This is a genomic window from bacterium (assembly GCA_020444065.1).
In the GTDB taxonomy this organism is placed as follows: Bacteria; Sumerlaeota; Sumerlaeia; order SLMS01; family JAHLLQ01; genus JAHLLQ01.
Map to the genome: position 1 here is coordinate 1 of JAHLLQ010000001.1, position 20,421 is coordinate 20,421.

Below are 20,421 nucleotides of genomic sequence, written 5' to 3' on the forward strand. Positions count from 1 at the left end.
CTCCGCACTCCACCGATGCAGTCACTTCAAGACGTGTGCCTCGTGGGACGGTTACTATTCACCCGCCTGCCCGGCCACAACATCCAACGCCTCGAAGAACTCCTGCCCGACCACTGGCTGGCCGCGCGCAACTGAATCGAACAGCGCCACCCATCCCCAAATCGTCCCGCGCCTCTCAGCGCTCTCCACCGGCGCAAGCACTTCCAAGCGTGTGCCTCACAGGACGGTTACCCGAATGGCACTAAGGTATCCGTCCTACGAACCGCATCTGGACGGCCGGCCATGCTTGATGCATGCTCTTTGATCATGTTGTTCAAAGGAGCTTACGATGGGGTGTTCAGCGGTAGAGCGTGAGGAGAGGGGCCGGCGGTACGTGGCTCCCTTGGCGTGCCGGAGCACCTGGGTTGGACCCGCCCGACAGCCCGTGCAATTTCGTGCATTTTCGGCCCACTAGGGGCGGTTTGAGGGGGTTGTCAACGTGGTGCGAGCATTCTGTAGAGTGTTGCCTGGTCTCGTGTTAGACTGATCTCACTGGATTTATGAGGACCCGAGGGGGCGATTCAAGTCCTCTCCTGGGCACCATTTCAGAAAATCATCAGTTCCAATTGTTTACGGTCCGGTTTTCTCCGGGCCGTTTTTCCTTTTGCGAGTGTTGCCTGCGTCGTACCCAAGCCCTCGGTGTGTCTTGTCGCGCATTCGTACTCATTGACAGTGGGACCGGCGGGATGCAGTATGGTGTCCTGAAGAAAAGCGAATTGTTGCGAAATTGCAGGATCCTGCTTCTGGTTCGGAATAGCTGGGGAGGGCAGGATCGGAATACCCCCGTTCATCTTCTGTGATTTCTCTCTCACGGATGCGGGACGTCTTCGAAAAAACAGGAGCATGGTCACTATCATGAAAAGGTTCTCCCTTTATCGAGTCTTCGGTCTTTGTCTTCTCCTTTGTTCCAGCGGATCTGTTTTTGGCGCTACGACGGTTGTCGTGGATAAGAGCCTGGTCTCCCCCGCCGACGGAGAGGCTGTGATCGGGGAACTGGTCAATTTCCAGATTTCGATCAGCAATAGCGGTCCACAGACCGTTATGTCGCTCAGTCTTACCGATCTGTGTAACCCGGCCTACCTTGAGTATGTCTCAGCCTCACTGCCGCCCGATATCGGCAATGCGGAGATCGGAGAGTTCGTATGGAATGATCTTACGGAGGCCTTTGGAGACTTGGAGGTGGGTGATGTCGCGACTCTCTCCATGACCTTCAGGGCAGTTGGTGTATCGGCCGTCGCTCCGGCCATGAATACGGCGGAGGTGCAAGGTTTCGACGATCAGCAGGAGGCCATATCCGCCAGACCGGATACAGTGACGGTGAATGTCATTCAGGCTTGCGCCGATGATTCGTGGGAGCCGAACGGGCCGAATAATCTCGCCTCCATTCCTACTGGAGATCCTATCGAGGCGTATATCTGTCCTGCCGCGGACCTCGACTACTACAACGTCGATTTGGACGAGGCGGGAACATGGTCGGTTCGACTTTATGATCTTCCTCAGGACTACAATCTCTACGTGTATGGCGGGCCGGATCTGTTGGGGAGTTCCGAGAATCCGGGAACCGCATCGGAACAGGTCACGGTAACAGTTCGATCGGCCCAATCACTCACTGTCGTGGTCGATGGAGGCAGGAACTTCTCGTACACCGAGCCTTATCATCTCAAAGTTGTGAAGGCTCGAGCCGTTCTTCGCGATACAGATGACTTTGCCCCAGGCGAGGTTTCGAACTTCCTGTTCCGCGATCTTCCAACGGGCTCTCCTGGCGAGCCCGCCTGGGGATCGCTTTATCTCGATTCGATCTCACCCGAGAACCTCTTGGGGCAGGCACCAGTGCTTCCCGACGGGCGCCTGGTGACGGCCGCGAGGATTCCTGTCGGTACGGCTGGAGCCCACAAGGTCGTCGCGGAAGTGAAAGCCGGGTCACAGGAGCTCGGGGTGGCCGACTATGATATCCACGTGACGGTTCCCAAGGTGAAACTCCGTCTGTGGATCGATGATGCGTGGCTCCACAACGGGTCCTATCACTACCCCGTCGTGAACAAGGTTCGGCATCCTGACTTCGGCGACTTCGGAGCGACTATCGTCGAGGTTTGTTGTTCCGTGGAACCGAAGTACTACAGCGAGAGCACGGCTCGTGTGGAGATCAGCGTCGCGGACGATAAACTGGGCGCACCCGAGTTCGTTTGTAGACGCAATGGATTCGGTGGATCCACTGTGAATGTCCCATTCGTGGATGAAGGAGGGGGAGCCTATTCAGCAGTCACCAACATCGATGAGACTGTTTACGATCAGCAACTGATCTTTCGGTTCCGTATGCCGTCCACATTGGCCGAGCAGGAACTGGTGAATGTCACTGCGAAGGTGTACTCGCCAAGCGACGAGGAACTGGTGTGGTTCAAGTTCCCGCGACAGATCCGCAATCTGCTCGGTTGCCAGACCGTTCTGTTCGTGAACAGGAATACCATGTTCCGAGACCATAACGATGCCGATGTGGCAGAGCTGTTGGCGAATCTTTATATCCACAGCGAGGATTGGTGGGGAGCAGCGCCGCGCGACTGGAGAGCCGTGATCTACTACATCGACCAGTATCGCGATGAGAACGTGGTCAGGAACTGGAACAATTCAACAATCAGCTATGCCTCCGAATTCGTCGCCAATGAAGGGGCAAGGCTCAATCACCAGTTCATGATCAACCGATTCATCTTCTACACTCCCAAGCCCGAGTATGTGCTTATTGTGGGGAACGATGAACAGTTTCCTTTCTACAGGTTAGCAGATCCGGTCGATGAAGAGAAGGACTGGATCGACGATGGAGCCGGGAATCCGGCGATGACGACGTGCTTGAACAGCTACTATCTGACCGACGATTTCTACGCCGACTGGTTCATGGGATCTGTGGGCGGTCTCTGGCAGGAAGGCAATGTCGATCTCAAAGTGGGGCGCATCATTGGCGACTCTGCGGAAGACATGTTGCAACTCTACCTTGCGGGATTGAATGTTAACGGCCACACAGGGCGGGCTGTCATGGCCAGTGTGGATGGATGGGAACTTGGATACGAACCTCATCCCAGTTCTCCCCCAGGTTATGGGTATCCGGATCTCATTAGTGTCCCTGGCTCGTTGGGTAGCAGGGGGATTCAGGTCTTCAACGACACTGAAAGCCCTCGCACCATTGATGTCCTCGAGCCCTATCCTTCCGGCTGGGCCAGTTCTTTCCAGGCCGCATCGAATGGGGGAATGGACCTGTTCTTTATCGGAGGGCACAACGGCTACAGGGGCGCGACGATTCCCGAGGACAGTTTCGGACCTGCGGACATCCCTTCTAAGTACCACCGCTTCGACGACGACAATCCCCTCGTGATGATCGTTGGGTGCCATGGCGGACTTCCCGTTCCGCACCTCGGTTGGCCGGGCGGGGCCAGCAACTCTATGGTCTACAATGTGATTCACAATGGGGCGCGTGCATACTACGGAGCGTCGGGGTTCTCCTATGGGTCACCGGGAAATCTGCACAGTTGCAAGTGGGGGGAATTGCTGATCCAATACAACTTCTACTACTTCCTCTCTGCAGGATATCAGTCGCGGACACTGGGGTACGCATTGCAGCGAGGCAAGATCAACTTCCCATTCGGAGTCGGCAACAATACGCAATTGGATAGAAAGACGGTGACGGAGTTCAATCTCTTCGGAATTCCGTGGCAGAATCTGGATTACCCTGGTGGACCGAGCCGTGCAAAGACGGCAGAGAACTTCATGCCCGATTCGTTGAAACGAGAACGCCAACTGATGATCAAGCCTCGACGGATCACACGCGTGGCCGACAATGTGTACCAGCAAACGTTCAATGTTCAGACGCCTTCGTGGCAGCAGCAGGACTTTGAGGGCTTCGATACGATCACCATCGCCGATGGACAGCAGCAAGCGATCCCGGATGCTCCGTTGCTTCCAGCCATCACGAAGCACAGTATCGCGCTGCCATCGGACGGCAAGATCCTGAGCCTGGAGGCCAGTGTTGCCACAACAACAACCATTGGGCAATTCAATATCCCCACTGTGCAAGTCGACGCCTGGACCCGCTCTGGGATTCACTACACGGCCGACACAAACATCGACTCACTGTACCCCTCACAGATCGCCTGGTCGCACGAGGGTGAGCAGAACCATCATCTGATCAGCGTCTTCCCAATGCGGCATAATCCTACAACAGACGAGACTTTGTGGTATCCGAACATCGATGTAACGGTCACCTATGAAGCCCCAGTGCCCTTCGGCATTCTCGATTTCCTCCCGGACGAAGCCAACATAACTGCAGGTCAAACCCCATCCTTCTCGGCTCGCGTTTTCAATATGGGGGACACCACGGTGATGCTGGATGGCACGCTGGCCGTTACGGATGATGCGACATCAGACGGTTTCAGTACGAAGACGCTCAGTCTTTCTTTGGCACCCGGCACTATTTATGATTTGCAATCCTCCATGGCGGGTGTTCCTGGCGTTGGCCAGTACACTGCGACTCTGAGTCTAAGTGACGGAATGAACGGGGATGTGACTGCACAGACCGCCTTCTCCGTGGTGACGACTCAACTGACAAATCTCAAGGCGTCGTGGAGCCCTGAAGAAAGAAAATCGTACTTATCCGTTGATATCGAGAATCCATCCGACCAGCAGAAGCTCCTTACGCTGGCGTTTGTTGTTACAGATTCCGAGGGCGTTTGGTTGGAGACTATCTATGTCGATCCAGTTTCGATTGGAGCTGGGGAAAAAGTGAACGTCGAGGGCCCGTGGAATCCGGCGCAAATCTCCGGTGGCACCTACAAGATTCAGGCCGTTGGTGCCCTGGACGGCACGCCAGTGAATACCATTGATGGTGTCCTGGAGATCAATGGTCTGCAGGGATTCATCATGATGTGATGGGGCTCGAAGTCTCGCGTACAGGACAAGCGCCCCCTCCATGCGGAGGGGGCGCGGTCAATAGCTTTCGATCAGTCTCCAACAGTGATGGCCGTACCAGTCGAGACTGGAGGCGCGCCGGCGGGGACGGGCTCGGGGACCGTGCTGGTCACGTCGTCGTTGTTTGTGGCGACGTTCCAAGAGAATACGATCGGATCGAGTGGCTTCCCAGACCGATCCTGCGGTATGTAGGACATGATGACCGATTTGAACGTGAGACTCACGTCTTCCTCGGGCGCATCATCGCCATCGTTGGCTGAATTCGAGATGGATGTCACAAGGACATCCTGCAATTCAATTGTGAGAAAGACGAGGCCTTCGGTATTGCTGCCACCGGCTCTTCGCACACTGAGGATCGCGCTGTCGTACATGACCCCCTTCGCAAGGGCCTTCATCATCGAGGGTGATGCTTTGTCCAGATGGTGGGAGAAGTCCAGGTCCTGGATGTTCGCCTTACCCGCTCCGCCGCCACCGCCGAAATGGAATGTGCCGGCGTTGCTCGCCCCCCAACTCCAGGAAAGCACCTCGATCGCATCCTTGAACTGCTCGTCCTGCGATTCGCCGACAATCTGGTCCGATCCAGGCGAGTCCGGGTTGCCGAACTCCAGGAACATATCCACTGCCGCGCCTGCTGAACTCCAGAGGGCGAGGGAAAGTATCAGGGCAAAAGCAAGGGCGTACGGTCTGAACAGCCGGTGGTGTGACATTGGATGAGTCCTTTCGATCAAGCGAGAGTTGAGAACAGAGTTGATGCCACTTATCTAGTGGCCTTGCTGAATATTCGTTTGAATGTCTGCATCGTCGAAAACTGCGTCTGTGTTAACGTCCTGCTCTGGAAGTTGCCGAAGGGCGGGATCGACTCCGATGAGTTGGTCAAGCAGTTCGCCGGTTGTTTGGAAGCCGAATCCGGACAACAACACCGGACGAGTCGGCAACAGGAAGTCATCGGTTTGCACGATGAGGTACGCGACTCTGTGCCCGAGTATCGATGGATTCGATGCAAGTTCGAGGGCGCGGAAATCGAAGAGCCCAAGACGTGTCTCGGAGCTATCAGACGTGACTTCGAATTCGTTGATCAGACCGGCAAGAGTCGGCGTGGTTGAGATATCGAGGCTCGTGAAGCCCACATTCTCGATCCTGATGTCCGTAGGAACACTGTTGCCATCATCGATATCCTGATCGGCCGAAGCAACTTCAGGAGGAGAGACGTTCACCTTCAGATCGGCAGGATCGAACTCGTGCGCGGCAATGACTTCGTCAATGTTGAGATAACCATCGCCGTTTGTGTCGATCTCATCGAAGTCGGCCTGATCAAAGGCGGCTGCGCGCTGAGAGGCCTGCCCCAGGCGCCGCGTCGCAAAGCCGGCGACCTCACCGTAGGACAGCAGACCGTCAAGATCTACGTCGAGCGCGGCAAACGACGGCAGGAGACTGATCGCGATCAACTGTCCTCGGGAGAGGACGCGGACATACACCGGATCCGAATCGTCAAAGCCCGCAGCATTGGATGCCCGACAGAAGTACAGACCTTGATCCGCCTTCTGTGCAGCCGTGATCGGATACGACGCCGTGGCAGTTGCCGTCTGCACGCCATCCTTCCACCACTGATAGGAAATTGAACCGGTCGCCTGAGCCATCGCGCGGAGCTCGATATTCTTGCCTTGCAAGACATCGACAGAAGTTGAGTAGAAGCGATTCCCGAGATTCTGATTTCGTTCGAAGACCGTCGAGCCGCCTACAACATTGTCGTATGAACCGACGGGCAGGAAATGTACTCCATGACCTTCGTTTCCAGGCGGACGCGTGCCTTCAATCGGCAGGCCGATGGAATTTCCCTCGATACTGTTTGAGTCTGCGTCTGCCACCGTGATCGCGGAGAAGGAGTTTCCTGAGATGGTGTTCACAAGGGTCCCATTGCTACCACCGACGGTGTTGCCGATTGCGCCATCGGTGATCAGAACGCCCGAACCGCGGTTCCCCGAATCCTCGGCATCATCGATGCCAATATGGCAACCGGTCACAACGTTGCCGGTGGCTTCTGCCCCACTGAAGACCACGCCATTGCCGGGGAATCGAACGATCGTCAGATCGCGAATCGCATTCTCAGCGGAGGTCGCAACCAGGCCGTCGGCGCGGTTCTTCAACAAATGACCAGAGAGTTTGACATCGAGGCTGCCGAGAATTGTTGTTCCTCCAGTTGAATCGGAAAGCGCAGGCAGCGGTGTCTCCGGTGCGATCGTGCCACTGACGACAAACGTGATCGTTTGCGGGCCTTCAGTACTGTTCGCCCGTACGATCGCATCGCGCAGACTGCCGGGACCGTCATCATTCAGGTTCGTCACCGCAAATGGATCGACAACGGTGATATCGATGAAGAGTTCCATGTCCTGAGGCAGGTCAGGCGATTGAACCGTCAGGACGGCCTGATAGACATTGATGGCCAAACCAGTCGTATCGAAGGAGACTTCGACACTGACCGGCGACGTGGTGATCGCTCCGGATGCAGGATCGACTGAGTGAATCCATGTGTCGGCCGCGTCGGTCGCGATGGTGAAGTTGAGCGTCCCCTGACCGATATTCTCCAACACGAAACTCACCGGAGGCAGGTTCTCTCCTTCGCGAACAAAGAACGAACGCTCAGGCTCTGCGACGAATAACTCGGGTGGCGGGGTGTATGTCGTGAGTTGGGCCGCACCGGAGAACAGCGAGCCAAAGTCATTGCTGACCTGACAGCGATACGCGCCAGCTACAGAAGGATCGCAATCGTACACACTCAGATTCTGACTGCGCGTGCCGACGTAGCGCAAACCATCGGAGATTGGGGCGAATGCCCGGCCATCGGATGCAAACTCCCACTGATAGGACAGTGGATAGGTGCCTCGCGCTCTAACGAAGAAAGAGGCCGTTTCGCCGGTTGGCGTTTGCGAGTCCTGTGGGTCGGCAAGAATCTCCGGCGGACTTTCGACTGTCACGCGCGCGTGATTGGAGGCAGTGCTGCCGCCGCGATTGGTCACGACGCATCGGTACCATCCGTCTGCATCAAACGTGAGGTTGTTGAGGGTCAGCGTTGGCAACGTTGCTCCCGAGATCCCAGGTCCATCTTCCAAAGGCGAGAAGGCCGTATCGTAGATCGAGTACTCCCACTGGTAATCGAACGGACTGGTTCCTGTGACGGCCACCGAGAGCGAAGCTCCTCCGTCAAGCGGAACTGTCGCGGAAGTGGGATGTTCCACGAATTGTGGGGCCACAAGTGGCAGGACATCCAGCATCGCCAGTGATGTTGTCGTGCTCCCGTACTGGTTGGATACGACGCAAGCGTACGAACCAGCGGCCTCAAGAGGGACGGAGTCAGTGCTCAGGATATCCCAGTTTGTTGTCGTCCAGATTTCGGTGTTCGCGGGAGCGAGTTCAGTGCCGGGCTGCGCCTGGGAATACCAATCATAGTTGAGTGGAGGACGACCATTTCCGATCGTGAGAAATTCTGCATAGTCGCCTTCTGTCACGGTGACATCTTCCGGCTGTGTGACAATCACCGGCGGGGCCGGAACGTCGAGTCGCCACGCCCAGGTCTCCGTCGCCCCGAGCGAGTTCGTGATCAGGCATCGGTAATATCCTGCATGCTCAGACTGGAACGCCGATCCCGTCATGATGTTAGACTTTGTCCCGATAAACGGAGCACCCTCCTGGAGGTTTGTGAAGACCTCGCCATCGGTGGATGTCTGCCACTGGTAGGAGAAAGGCGGGGTGCCTGCGACCAAGACGGAGAATGTGGTCGGTGAATTGAGTTCGATCACGAACCCTTCCGGAGTCTCCTCAAGATAGTTCGCATCAATGTAGTAGTCCGAGACCTCTGGCGGCCCTGGGACATAAACCTGCACGCTCACCGCAACAATTAGATTGGGGACTTCGCCTCGGTCGCCGCGAGCGGGAAAGGCCTCCCAGATCTCGACGTTTGCAGTGTATTCACCTGGGAACAGATTCTCTGTATAGACGGTGAGCTGGAGGTCCCACGGATCGATCTCGATATTGCCGATGCTTGGCGTCACGCCAATCAGAGAATCATCCGATACTGTGACCTGAAACCAGCGATTAATTTGAGAGGGATTTGTCAGGCGCAACGTCTGCGCGGGAGCAGAGGTGCCGAACGGGACTTTGAGGGAGACCTCTGCGGGGGCCACTTGGAACTGGGCCAGCGAAGTAACCGGGAAGAGGAGCGCGAGGAACAGGAGGATCTGCCGGACCGGCGAATAGGATGAGAACCATTTTCCCATACGAGTGCGTCCCATCTGAGTTCGGAATTGGCCCTATGATCCGGGAGTGAGTGGCGTCTCTGCACACCTCGAAGCCATTGGCGCGTCAGGGGCGCCGAAAGGGCTGATTTCAGCCGGTTTCCTGAAAGTGAATTCGAATAGAGCAAACGGCGTGACAGTGGGAGGTCTCCCCTGCCAAGTGCAGTGCGCTACTGCCCGTCTGGAGCGAAGAGGGACTCCTGAGGCGCGCCTCGTGGAACCCAGAATACCAGCCAGTTCGATGGGGCTTTCTCGAATGGGATCGGTGTGTAGGAAGCGCGAAGTGCTGTCCAGAGTCCTCGGGGAGAGACTGGGAGGTCATGATAGTTCGCAACGGCCCCATAGTAGGCAAACCGACCTGTAATCACCAGGTCGTATTCGCCTGCGGCGACCTTGGCGAAAATTGGATCGAAGACCCCGGTCCCCGTCGCATCCAGGAGCGATGCGTGATACGTGTCGGCCCACGGGATGGCCGCTTCGCGAGTGATGCCATATACGGGATCGGCAACGAGAACCTTGTCGTCCGCGATCTGCTTCCGTAGTTCATCCGCGCGAGAGAACTCTTGCTGCGAAGGCAGCGAAATCTCCTTCGTGATCCGCGGCGCCGACGGCATGTCCAGCGCGATCAGGGATACGATCATCCCCGCCAGGATCATCTCAGGGACGGAGAGAGCGAATGGCCGGCGTTGGGTCACATCCACAACAGCCGCCAGCCCCCAGGCCAGTGTCGCTCCGAGCAGATAGTTGATGTTGGCCCCCTGCTTTGCCAGGAAGAGGAGATTGACCAGCAGCAGTGCGAGGAAGACGCCGTAGAGCGGTTGGCGTGCTGTGCGCAGAATCGCCCAGACGGTCATGACAAGAAACACGCCCAGGCCACCAAAGATCACCGGCGCCTTTGGACCGAGGAAACTCGCCGGCGCAAAGCTGATCAGGCTGCGGACAACATAGCCGAATCGAAAACGACAGGCCGCTGTCGAATCCACCGCATTCAGCTTCCACATGCCATCAGTCATCACGTTGACCAAGAGCGATGTGAGCAGGACCCCCACCAGGACAGCAAAGCCGGCAATCGCGACCGGAAGGACAGACTTGCCAGAGCGCTGTCTGAGGGCCGCGCTGAGCCGTTCGGCGGCAAAGCCAACCGGTCCGATCAGGACGATCAGCTTCACGTGATAGACGATGATCCATAGAAGAATCGCCCCGCAGAGACGTGCCACGTCCTTCCTGCTGCCCCTCTTTCCAGGCGGACCAACGAGCGCCCAGCCTCCGAGGCTGGCCAGAAGCGCGAGCGTATCCGGTGTGAACTTCACGAGCCACTCGTCCATATAGGGAAACCAGAAGAGTGGAAGCCCTGCGATGAAGGCATAGCGCCACGGGACGGAGCGTTGGTGAGCGAGAACAGCAATCAGAGCGACACAGCCGATCGTCGCCAGGAACGTCACCCAGCGCCCGAGCAGGAGCATCCCCGTGGTCGTCTCAATACCCAGCACCCGACCAATTAGGCCGATCGATTCATATTCCAGAGCACCATATGTGAGCGGCACAACGGGGAACTCGTCCATGTAATCTCGATAGAGGACTTCACCCCGTGCGACGCGCAGTGCACCGACCACCGGTTGCGGTTCGACGGCACTGAGGGGCACGGGCTCCGAGAGCCGAAAGGGCAGGGTGGTCGCGAATCCCAAAAGGAACAGCCCGGTGAAGCCCGCCGCAACAACCAGGATGAGGCGGGAAATCGATTGGATTGCAACGTTATTGGCGGGCTGCTTCATGGGGAATGGAATCTCCTCGGTCAGGCTGCGGCAAGGCGAACCCTACACCCCCAACCTCTGCCTGATCTTACCGAGCGCATGGCTGACGGCTTTGGTGCGGCGTTCCAGTCCATAAAGCATCGGCAGGCAAGCGATGGTGTGGACAACGCCACAGAGCGCTGCGTGAGGAAAGGTATTCAACTCGAGACCTATGCGGGTCATCAGCCAGGAGACAGCGGGCAATTCGATCGCCAGAAACGCCATTGGCAATAGCCAGCGCAGAAGGCGCCAAAGCGTCCAGAGTACGCCATCGCCAAAGAGTCGCTGCACGGCAAACAGGATTCCGCCGCTAAGAAGGAACCAACCCACGGAGTGGATCCAGAGCACTTGCTGGAATCCCGCCCCCGCGTGAGTCGCGGCCAGGCTGAAGCACGTGCAAGCCCCCGCTGTCGCAATCAGTGCCATAAATGCGATCTTCTCTTTCTTCGCGACGATGAGAATCGCAAAGGCCGTCTGAATCAGGAGGATTGGATAGATCAGGACTGCGAAGTCCCGGACGGCTCCGATGGCTGAAACGTAGTCGTCCAACAACCAACTGATGAGCCACGGCACGCCGTAGTACACGGCGCCGATCACGATGGGCGAGCCGAGGGCGATGGCCATGATGGAGCGCTCATAGACTGCGCGGACGGATTCCAAGGTTCCCGTTCTGCCGAACTTGTCGTAGATATCGATGCTGATGACCTGGCGGAGCGAGAATGGCCCGAGCATCAGAATCGGCTGCGCAAAGATCGCCATCTGATAGAGGCCCATTTCTTTCGCGCCAAGCACGCCCGCCACGACCCACTTGTCGGCGGTGATCAGGACTTGCTCTCCGACAACTAGCAGGGTCATCGGCAGGCCGATCGCGAAGAGCTGGCGGAAGATTGACCAATGGAATTGCACGTGGAGGCGAAGTTGACTCTGGCGCCACATGTAAACGGCGGTGAGTGCCAGAACAACTACGAACGTAACGAGGACACCCTCGAGCCCAAACAGGAGTGCGGCGCCGATGCTGATCACAACGCGCGCCGTTGTGGATCCCAACATCGCGATGGCCCGGGCTCCGAACCTCTTTTCAACACCAAGGATGGACTCGGCGTGCCCGTTGAGCGGCTGCACAAGGATCAGCATCGCGAGCGCAAGGCAGCCCGATCGCACGGGACCGCCTTGGGTAATGAGCGCCGCCAAAACCAGAGCCGCCGCGCCAAGGATTGGAAGAACAAAGCTGAATCCGAGCGAATTGGAGACAAGCTCCTGATAGCGCTCGTTCTTGCGTTCGGAAACAAGCGACGGCCCCAGGCGATCAATCCCCTGCGACGTGCCGAGATAGCCGAATGCGCTGTACTGCATGGCCAATTGCACGGTCTTCCAAATACCATACAGCCGAGGCGCCAGAATACGTGCAATGACGAGGCCACCGATCAGATTGATGCCATAACTGCAGGCAACGGCTCCGGTCAGCTTGGAGGTATCGCTGACGAGCTTTCGCCCCGCTGGTGCCGGGGGCGGCGGTGTCTCTGGCGGTGTGGAAGCCGAATCCGTCATGCACCGTTTCTCAGGAGGAACGGTGAGGAACGTCCAGGGGAATCAGCGCAGAAGTTGTCCGAATGCCTCACCCTCAGTACCAGAACCTCTCGTCGACGCCTTGCGGGCCTTCTTCTTCCTTCTTCTCGTCGGCCTCCGGTGCCGGCGTCAGTGGGCGCCTTGGGGGAGCCTGGAAGCTCGGCTTCTTGACTTCGCGAGAGCCGCTGCCGGGCATAAAGGGGAATTCCTGCGGGGCCGGCGGCGGAGGATTTGCGGGTGGAGCTGGCGGTCGAGTCGGAGGTGAAGGTGCCAGGCCAGAGCGAGAAGCGGCGCTGGGAGATTCGTATGCCTCCATCTCCTGTTCGTTGAACCTCTCGATCTCAACAAGTCCGGATGTGCGAGTAACGTGCTCCGGATGGGACTTGCTGGTTATTCCCTGCATGGCCTGCCCCTGCATTTGGACCTTCAGAATGCTGTCGCGACGGACGAAGTAAGTGCCTCGTTCGCCGTGGACACAGACATATCGGACCTCACGATTAAGGGCAGCCATGACATTGCGTTCGTCATGTGGATCGAAATCGAAGAACCAAAGGTCGCCACGCACAATGCGGTTCGTTGCCAGAGTAATGATCACAGGAGCGTACGACGCGACGGAGTTGGGGTCGGAAGTCGGCTGCGTCTCCCGGATGTCCGGATCGATCGCGCGCATCATCTCTTCCGTCTGATAGGAAATCTCGAACATCGCACAGCGATCCAGCGGCAGCAGCATTTGGCTACCGTCCTGCAACCGAGTCAGGAAGAACTCGCCGCGTCGCTGATTCAAGAACCCCGCCAGGGTATCTACCGGCGGATCGTGACGATGAGATGGAAGCGGGAAGAGCACGGCGTCCATCTGGACATCGTTGGTCAGTGTAACTCGGACCTGAATTTCATAATAGGCATCGGATTCGGCCATCGCACAATCCCAGGAAAGAATGACGGTCGGGAGATCATTCCCAGCGTCTCCATTGGAGCGGTTCCGATTGGATTCGTCAACCGCGACTGAGGGTCAGGTGAAATCCGTAACGGTCGTCGGGCGAGAGGGGGCTTCGTCCGTCATGATGCGGATGGCATTGCTGAAGATCCAGACCTTCCGGTCGCGATAGGCCTCGATCCGGTAAACCCCAGGCCCAGTGACGGGGAATCGGATGTTGCTGCCCATACCCCAAAAGAGGGGTGCGGCATTGTGCCGGATGACGATTTCGGCCTCGTCCGGCAACTGGACCTGGATGTGTCCGCCCTGAACGTACGGGACGGTCTCTCCCATGTGGTAGAGCACACCCTCGGGATCTTCATAGGCGAAGTTGAAAGGCCCCGTGGGGCCAAGCGCCTCGTTGCCGATGTATGAATGGCCTTGGCGCAGCGCCGACCAGATCAAGTCCCGCGCGCGGGTTGAAGACTTAGGAAGTTCCGGGCAGTACACGATGGTCCGCAACGTCCGGAAACCGACATCGCAGGTGAAAAAGGTCTTCCACTCCAGCATCGGTTCCTTGCGGCAGTGGAGATTCAAAGATCCGACCACGGGAACCTGCCGAAGCATGAGTTCATCGTCCCAGGCGCGGACGAACTTCCTTGGCGGTCCCGTCACGACGCGCTCAGGCTTGAAGTGCGCCTGCAGGGCGCGATTCCCGCGCGTGCGTGCGAGGAACTCATCGGTGAAGGACCAGATCTCGACGATATCAACATCGCTGATCGGAACCGGGGGCGGAATTGCCTCCGGGCGATGGCCATTGTCGAAATGGTAGTGAGTGCCAACGACGACGCCCATCTGACGCCGGACCTCTTCGATTCCATACTGGACGCTGGACGCTTGCCCGACGTCCTCTCGTGTCTCGAAGGCCAGGAAATGTCCGTCGGAGCAGTAGACTTCCTCCCCCGCCAGCACCAGCAGGCCGTTCTCTTGCCAGCCGACGAGTTCGTCGGTATTCTCGTGCTTGGCCTGGTGATCGGTAAGCACGACGAAGTCGATCGAGGCCTTGCGGGCCTCGTCGATGATCTGGGAGAGCGGCGCTCCCCCGCTCAGGTCGCTGTGAACATGGATGACGCCACTGTACGTCTTCCACTGGGCGGACATGAGGGCTAACCTGCCGTTTTCGGTATCGTCGCACCTGCCGGGATCCCCATCTCCGGCGCCTTGCTCAACCCTCTCCCGACTTCACCCACTGCAACAATCGAAGGACGTTTCCGTCCAGGTCCTGGAATTCCAGGTAAAGGAATCCGGAGCCCTGCTGAGGCTCGGAAACCAGCCGAACACCGAGCTCGAAAAGGTCTGCGTAGGCCTTTCGAATATCATCCACAACCATCGAGAACTTCACGGTGCTGCGCGCCGGGACCGTGCCCTCCAGGCGCTCATCGCTGGCCTTGCAGATGGCGAAATCCGATCCCTCGGGCAGCTTCCATTCCACCCAGAACGGATTGTCGACCGCTGGCTTTCCAAATCCAAGGACGTTTGAGTAGAAATCTTTGGCCTTCTCCACATCCTCGACGTAGACAAATACAACATTGATTTTCTTGATCTTCATTCGCGAATCCTAAAGGGAATCGAGTCTTTCCATACCACTCTGTTCGGAATCTAGAGCCAAGCCCGGAGGAGTGGCAAGCCCTGATGGTCATTCCCCGTCGGTGGAGTGGCTCAGTCGTTGGGCCAGTTCTCTCAGAATCTCGACGGACAGCCGATCCTTTGTCTGCAGCGGTAGTTCCCGCACCTTGTCAGCAGTCACGATCAGCGCACGATTCGTTTCGGTTCCGAACCCCGAATCGGCCTCTGTGATCGGATTGGCGACGACGAAATCGAAGCCCTTTCGGACGAGCTTGTCCTTCGCGTGCTTGGCCAAATCGTGCGATTCCGCTGCAAAACCCACGAAAACCTGACCCGGCAGGCGATGCTCGGCGGCAGAGCCGGCCACATCGGGCGTCCGAATCAGCCGCATGGTCAGTTCTTCCGGGGCGCCTTCCTTCTTGGCCTTCCGGGTCGCCGGCTCGGCGGGGCGCCAGTCGCTGACCGCAGCCGCGAAGATCACCGCATCGGACTTCGGCAGGTGCTCAAGGACGGTGTCGCGCATCTGCTCCGCCGTCACGATCAGATCAAGCGAGGCCAGCCCTGGCGGGAAATTCAATTCGCACGGGCCGGATACCACACGCACGCGGGCGCCGGCACGGAGGGCTTGGCGGGCCAGCGCGACGCCCATTCGTCCCGTCGCGGGATTCGTGAGGCACCGGGCGGGGTCGGCGAATTCGCGAGTCGGACCGCTGGTGATCAACACGTTCTTGCCTCGCAGATCGGGGAACTCCCGATTCTCGCGGAGGCAATCGACGATCGAGATCAGGATATCGTCCACCATCGCCAGGCGACCGATTCCCACATCGCCACAGGCGGTCGCGCCCTGGTCTGGACCGACGATCAGATCACCGCGGGATCGCAGCGTCTCGAGGTTCTGGCGCACTGTCGCGTGCTGGAACATCGTCGGGTTCATGGCAGGCGCCACAACCAGCGGGCGGGGCCATGCGACGGCCAGCGTGGAGAGAGCATCGTCCGCCAGCCCGTGAGCCAGTCGGGCGATCGTCGCTGCCGTGGCAGGGGCGATCGCAAACACGTTCGCCCATTTCGTGGCCGCCAGGTGATCCATCTCGCCGGGAGCAGCGGATTCCCACAAACTGCTGACGACGCGATTGCCGGTGATTGCTTCAAAGGCCGCAGGGGCGACCAGGCAGGTGGCGTTCGGCGTCATGATGGCGCGAACCTCGCCACCGCCCTTCACAACGGAACTGGCGATATCCAACGCGCGGTAAGCGGCAATGGAACTGGAAACGCCAAGCAGGAGTCGGAGGCCGGAATAAATCATAGTACCCGGAATATCCGAGCACTCCGCGAGGGCGCGCAAGGGTTATCGAGCGGAAGAGTGCGCTCAGCCTTCCTGATGCTCGGATGGCAATTGCACGGCAGCTCACAGAAACGTCTTGGCCAACGTCAATCCTCCGAGGATGACGGCAAATCCACCAACAGCGAAGCGGAGAGCTTCCTCTGGAATGGCTCGCACAGTCAGAGTGGCTATCGGCACTGAGAGAAGAGCACCGGCCGAGAGTGGGAAAGCCAGTGTCCAATCGATCTTGCCGCCAGTCGCGATCAAGTATACGCACAGGCCCGCGAGACAGGTGAAGGACTCGGCCAGCGAGGTGATTGCCACTGCATGGCGAGCCGGCAGTCCGGAAACGACCTGTCCCGCTGTGACAAGTGGGCCGTAGCCCCCTCCACTAAGGCTCTTATTGAAAGCGGCGACCGCACCAATGATCACAATATGGCTTCGACGGTAGCGGAATCTTCGCCCATATGTGGCGACAATCAGCAGACCTATCGAGAGAATGATCGTACCAATGATGGCGCTCAGCCAGAACTTCGGAATCTTCAAAGCCAGGACAACCGCAGCTACTGCGCCTATTGTGCTGAGCGAGGTGAGGAGAATCGCAGTTCCACGAGCCGTGCGGTCAGAAATGAAATCCACATTTCCGTCACGGTGGTGCATGGCTGCCGCCGTCAAGCCTGTCAGCAATTCACTTAGCAGCACGCAAGGGACAATCTGAAGAGGCTCGTATCCCACCAACAGGAGCAACGGGGTGAGCGTCGTTCCATATCCCATACCGAGACTCGAGTCTGTCATTTCGCAGACCATGGCGACGCCGAACGTGAAGAGAACCGCAGCTACGCCCAGGCTGGTTCCCCATGGCGGCAAGATGCCAAAGCCAGGAATGCGATCCTGAACAATGACGGCGATCGACGTCAGGAGAACAGCGATTGCCCAGATGGTTAACCGACGACGGCGCCCTCTGGCAGATGACAACACGGCCTTTCTCAGATCGACAAAACTCATGAGCTTTCCTCGAACTCGGTGTCTAGGGGGATGCCCGCCCGGATTCTGTATATGGCGAGATTCGCTCCAGCTCTCGCAGCAGGGGCATCGAACGGATATGCTCGATGGTACATGATTGATTTTAGAGCGGATAGGCCATTTGGACCCAAGGTGGCCGGGTATGATCCAGTGCTGATTTCCATTGGCAGACGCGATATTTAGCGGATATCAGTCGTTGTATTTCGTGTGATTCAGAGAAATCTCAAGGGAGCGGCCGAGCAATGAAGCAGTTTCAGAGGTTCCTTCTCGAGATCTGGCAGGAGGCTGCCAGGCACATCGAAATCGCTGAATCCGCATCGCGCATAGCACCGATTGTCGCAAATCGCTTGTCCCATAGCTCACTCATTGTCCGAGCCACGAGTCCGGATGGGGGGGCACTGGAAACTGTAGCATCTGTCGCATCAGATGGGGCCCAGGTAGAGGTTGAGGCTCGGGATGATCTGCATCCTTCCGACCTCCGCGCCTTGATCGAGGGACGAAGGGCGCGAACGTCTCCGGCCCCAGTTGAATTTGCAGGACGGTATGCAGGTTTGCTGTCCGGCTCGGGCACCGGACGACCTGCAATGGCCGGACCCCTGCTGTTGGATGGGCAATTCTGTGGGATTCTCATTCTGCACGGTCTTCAGGGTGCGGTGTTTGATCATGCTGACGAAGAGGTTTTCGGCGCGCTCCTGGAACCGTTGGCCGCAGCACTTGGCAATGATCGTCGCCTGCGTGAATTGCGTCAGTTGCGGGAAGCAGCCGAGGCGGATCGTCGCTCCCTGTTGAGGCGCTTGGGCAGGGAATCCCTCTCCGTCCAGATCGTAGGGGAACAGGGCGGCTTCCGCATGGTCATGGAACGCGTCGACCAGGTCGGCCAAACGAATGCTCCCGTGCTCCTGCTTGGAGAAACGGGAACAGGCAAAGAGGTTGTTGCGCGGGCCATTCACGAGAGGTCGAGGCGCGCCCGCGGTCCGTTCCTGCGCGTGAACTGTGGCGCGATTTCGTCGGAACTGATCGATTCCGAGCTATTTGGCCATGAGCGGGGGGCATTCACGGGTGCCTCGAACGCGCGCATGGGCTGGTTCGAGCGAGCAGACGGTGGGACTCTCTTCCTGGATGAAGTCGGCGAACTTCCCCCAGGCGCACAGGTCCGAATGCTACGCGTCCTGCAGGACGGGATATTTGAGCGAGTGGGTGCGCAACAATCCAAGCAGGTCGATGTGCGAATCGTTGCGGCGACGAACCGCGATTTGTCCAATATGGTTCGTCATGGGACGTTTCGTGAGGATCTGTGGTACCGACTCGCTGTCTTCCCGATTTACCTCCCCCCCCTGCGTGAAAGGGCGGAAGACCTCTATCCCTTGGCTTGCCACTTCGCACGGCGTGCCTCCGAGCGTCTGGGGTTGTCCCTTCACGAGCCGACGCAACAGGACATGAGAATACTGAGTCGCTATGATTGGCCAGGGAATATCCGTGAGTTATCCTCAGTGATCGAACGAGCGGCAATTCTGGGTGAAGGTCGTGGGTTGGAGATCGCCCGCGCACTTGGCCGGGGGATGACGGCCCAGGCGAGTCCGCTTCGAACTCAGGCTAGAAGCAGGGAGCGCGAGGGAGAAGAGGGACTCTCAACGTTGGAGGATGCGACGCGCCTCCACATTGAGAAGGCTCTTGAGCTCACACAAGGAAGAGTAGACGGACCCAACGGGGCTGCGAAATTGTTATCCGTGAACCCCAACACGCTCCGATCGCGAATGCGCAAACTCCGGATCGATCGGAAGGATTTCATTGGCATCGAACGATCACGCAATATCGAGCACCGCTAGAGTATCGGCGAAGCCTTGGGGCGTGAATCTACTGACCTGTCTCTTCTGAAATCCTATCCGCGGCGAGCCTGGAGGGCACTCCAGCCAGTCGTGGAGTGGCAACGGTCGTCCTTCTCAATCAGGAAGGCCTCAACGCCAGACAGGGCATCGATCATCTTCACGGCTGCTGCGGGGGCGGCGATGAAGGCGGCGGTGGACAGCGCATCGGCGCACATGACTGTATCGGCGACGATGCTGGCGCTGGTGCTCTGGAGCGGACAGATTCCGGAACGCGGATCGACGATGTGGTGATAAATGCCGGCGTTGTCGTAGTAAATTTCGTAGCGACCGGACGTTGCGACAGCGCCGTCGCGCAGGTGCAAGACCTGCGGGTAGTTGCCATGCTTGCGTGGGTCTTCGACGGCGATGGTCCACGGTCGGCCCTTTTCATTCAGGCCGCGCGTGCGGATGTCTCCTCCACCATTCACGAGATGATTTGTCACGCCGTGGCGAGTCAGTACTTCCGATGCCCGATCGATGATGTAGCCCTTCGCGATGCCATCGAGCGTCACGCCCATTCCGCGCTCATTCAGTCGCAGTTCTTTGTCGGCAACCTGAAGGTTCCGGATTCCAACGTGCGACAGTGCCGCAGAAATGTGGCGATGGAAGTCTGAAGCAGACGAGGCCTCACTCTCCAGCACATCGATCACCGGCTTAATCGTCACATCGAAGAGCCCGCCCGTGAGCTTGTGATACGCGAGCGATTCATTGACGACAGAAAGCAGTTCCGGCGGAGCACCCTTGAGAGCACCGTCTCGGTTGAGAGCAAAAAGTGGGGACGCAGAATCATGGCGACTCAGGAGCGGAACGAGACGATCGACTTCCTCGAAGGCACGGCCGATCGCTTCCTGGGCCAGAGAGCGCGATGCGTGGACTGCCGTGATGCTGACAGTCGTGCCCATCGCGACGCGCGTGAGTGAAACGCTCTCAAGGCCATCGCCGAGTTTGACGATGTTGAAGGTGCCTTGCAGCAGGCCGCCGGCAATAGCACCGACACCGAGCGCACCGCAGGTCTTCAAGAACGTTCGGCGGTCGCAGT

At 58.2% G+C, this 20,421-nt stretch carries 13 protein-coding genes; 2 read left to right on the forward strand and 11 right to left on the reverse strand.

Features of this window, described 5'->3' with window-relative positions; translation table 11 throughout:
• Positions 1–584: 584 nt before the first annotated feature.
• Positions 585–896 (reverse strand): hypothetical protein, encoded by a 312-nt coding sequence (locus KQI84_00005; GenBank protein ID MCB2153239.1) that lies wholly within the window; start codon positions 894–896, stop codon positions 585–587.
• On the opposite strand from KQI84_00005, the gene KQI84_00010 reads away from it, so the two are divergent.
• Positions 895–4,950, forward strand: coding sequence for a DUF11 domain-containing protein (locus tag KQI84_00010; GenBank protein ID MCB2153240.1), 4,056 nt, complete (start codon positions 895–897; stop codon positions 4,948–4,950). The genes KQI84_00005 and KQI84_00010 overlap by 2 nt on opposite strands.
• A 71-nt stretch (positions 4,951–5,021) precedes the next feature.
• On the opposite strand, the gene KQI84_00015 is transcribed toward KQI84_00010, so the two are convergent.
• The 9 genes from KQI84_00015 to KQI84_00055 form a co-directional block, all read right to left on the reverse strand.
• Positions 5,022–5,696: a type VI secretion system tube protein Hcp gene (locus tag KQI84_00015; protein MCB2153241.1), complete on the reverse strand. Its 675-nt coding sequence runs from the start codon at positions 5,694–5,696 to the stop codon at positions 5,022–5,024.
• Positions 5,697–5,750: 54 nt separating this feature from the next.
• Positions 5,751–9,260 carry an immunoglobulin domain-containing protein gene (locus KQI84_00020; protein ID MCB2153242.1) on the reverse strand — a complete coding sequence of 1,170 codons (3,510 nt, stop codon included), beginning with the start codon at positions 9,258–9,260 and terminating at the stop codon, positions 5,751–5,753.
• A gap of 188 nt (positions 9,261–9,448) precedes the next feature.
• The gene (locus KQI84_00025) at positions 9,449–11,050 is read right to left on the reverse strand and encodes a hypothetical protein (protein MCB2153243.1); all 1,602 of its coding nucleotides are present in this window, start codon (positions 11,048–11,050) and stop codon (positions 9,449–9,451) included.
• 42 nt (positions 11,051–11,092) lie between these two features.
• Complete coding sequence (locus KQI84_00030; protein ID MCB2153244.1) at positions 11,093–12,616, reverse strand: oligosaccharide flippase family protein; 1,524 nt, start codon at positions 12,614–12,616, stop codon at positions 11,093–11,095.
• Positions 12,617–12,689: 73 nt separating this feature from the next.
• Complete coding sequence (locus KQI84_00035; GenBank protein ID MCB2153245.1) at positions 12,690–13,550, reverse strand: hypothetical protein; 861 nt, start codon at positions 13,548–13,550, stop codon at positions 12,690–12,692.
• A gap of 93 nt (positions 13,551–13,643) precedes the next feature.
• Positions 13,644–14,708, reverse strand: a complete 1,065-nt coding sequence (locus KQI84_00040; GenBank protein ID MCB2153246.1) for a hypothetical protein — start codon at positions 14,706–14,708, stop codon at positions 13,644–13,646.
• 64 nt (positions 14,709–14,772) lie between these two features.
• Positions 14,773–15,156, reverse strand: a complete 384-nt coding sequence (locus tag KQI84_00045; GenBank protein MCB2153247.1) for a VOC family protein — start codon at positions 15,154–15,156, stop codon at positions 14,773–14,775.
• A gap of 87 nt (positions 15,157–15,243) precedes the next feature.
• Positions 15,244–16,476, reverse strand: a complete 1,233-nt coding sequence (coaBC, locus tag KQI84_00050) for a bifunctional phosphopantothenoylcysteine decarboxylase/phosphopantothenate--cysteine ligase CoaBC (protein ID MCB2153248.1) — start codon at positions 16,474–16,476, stop codon at positions 15,244–15,246.
• 102 nt (positions 16,477–16,578) lie between these two features.
• Positions 16,579–17,499, reverse strand: coding sequence for a sulfite exporter TauE/SafE family protein (locus KQI84_00055; GenBank protein ID MCB2153249.1), 921 nt, complete (start codon positions 17,497–17,499; stop codon positions 16,579–16,581).
• Positions 17,500–17,759: 260 nt separating this feature from the next.
• Between KQI84_00055 and KQI84_00060 the strand changes: the two genes are divergently transcribed.
• Positions 17,760–19,343, forward strand: coding sequence for a sigma-54 dependent transcriptional regulator (locus KQI84_00060; protein ID MCB2153250.1), 1,584 nt, complete (start codon positions 17,760–17,762; stop codon positions 19,341–19,343).
• A gap of 53 nt (positions 19,344–19,396) precedes the next feature.
• On the opposite strand, the gene KQI84_00065 is transcribed toward KQI84_00060, so the two are convergent.
• Positions 19,397–20,284 carry an FAD:protein FMN transferase gene (locus KQI84_00065; protein MCB2153251.1) on the reverse strand — a complete coding sequence of 296 codons (888 nt, stop codon included), beginning with the start codon at positions 20,282–20,284 and terminating at the stop codon, positions 19,397–19,399.
• Between the last annotated feature and the right edge of the window lie 137 nt (positions 20,285–20,421).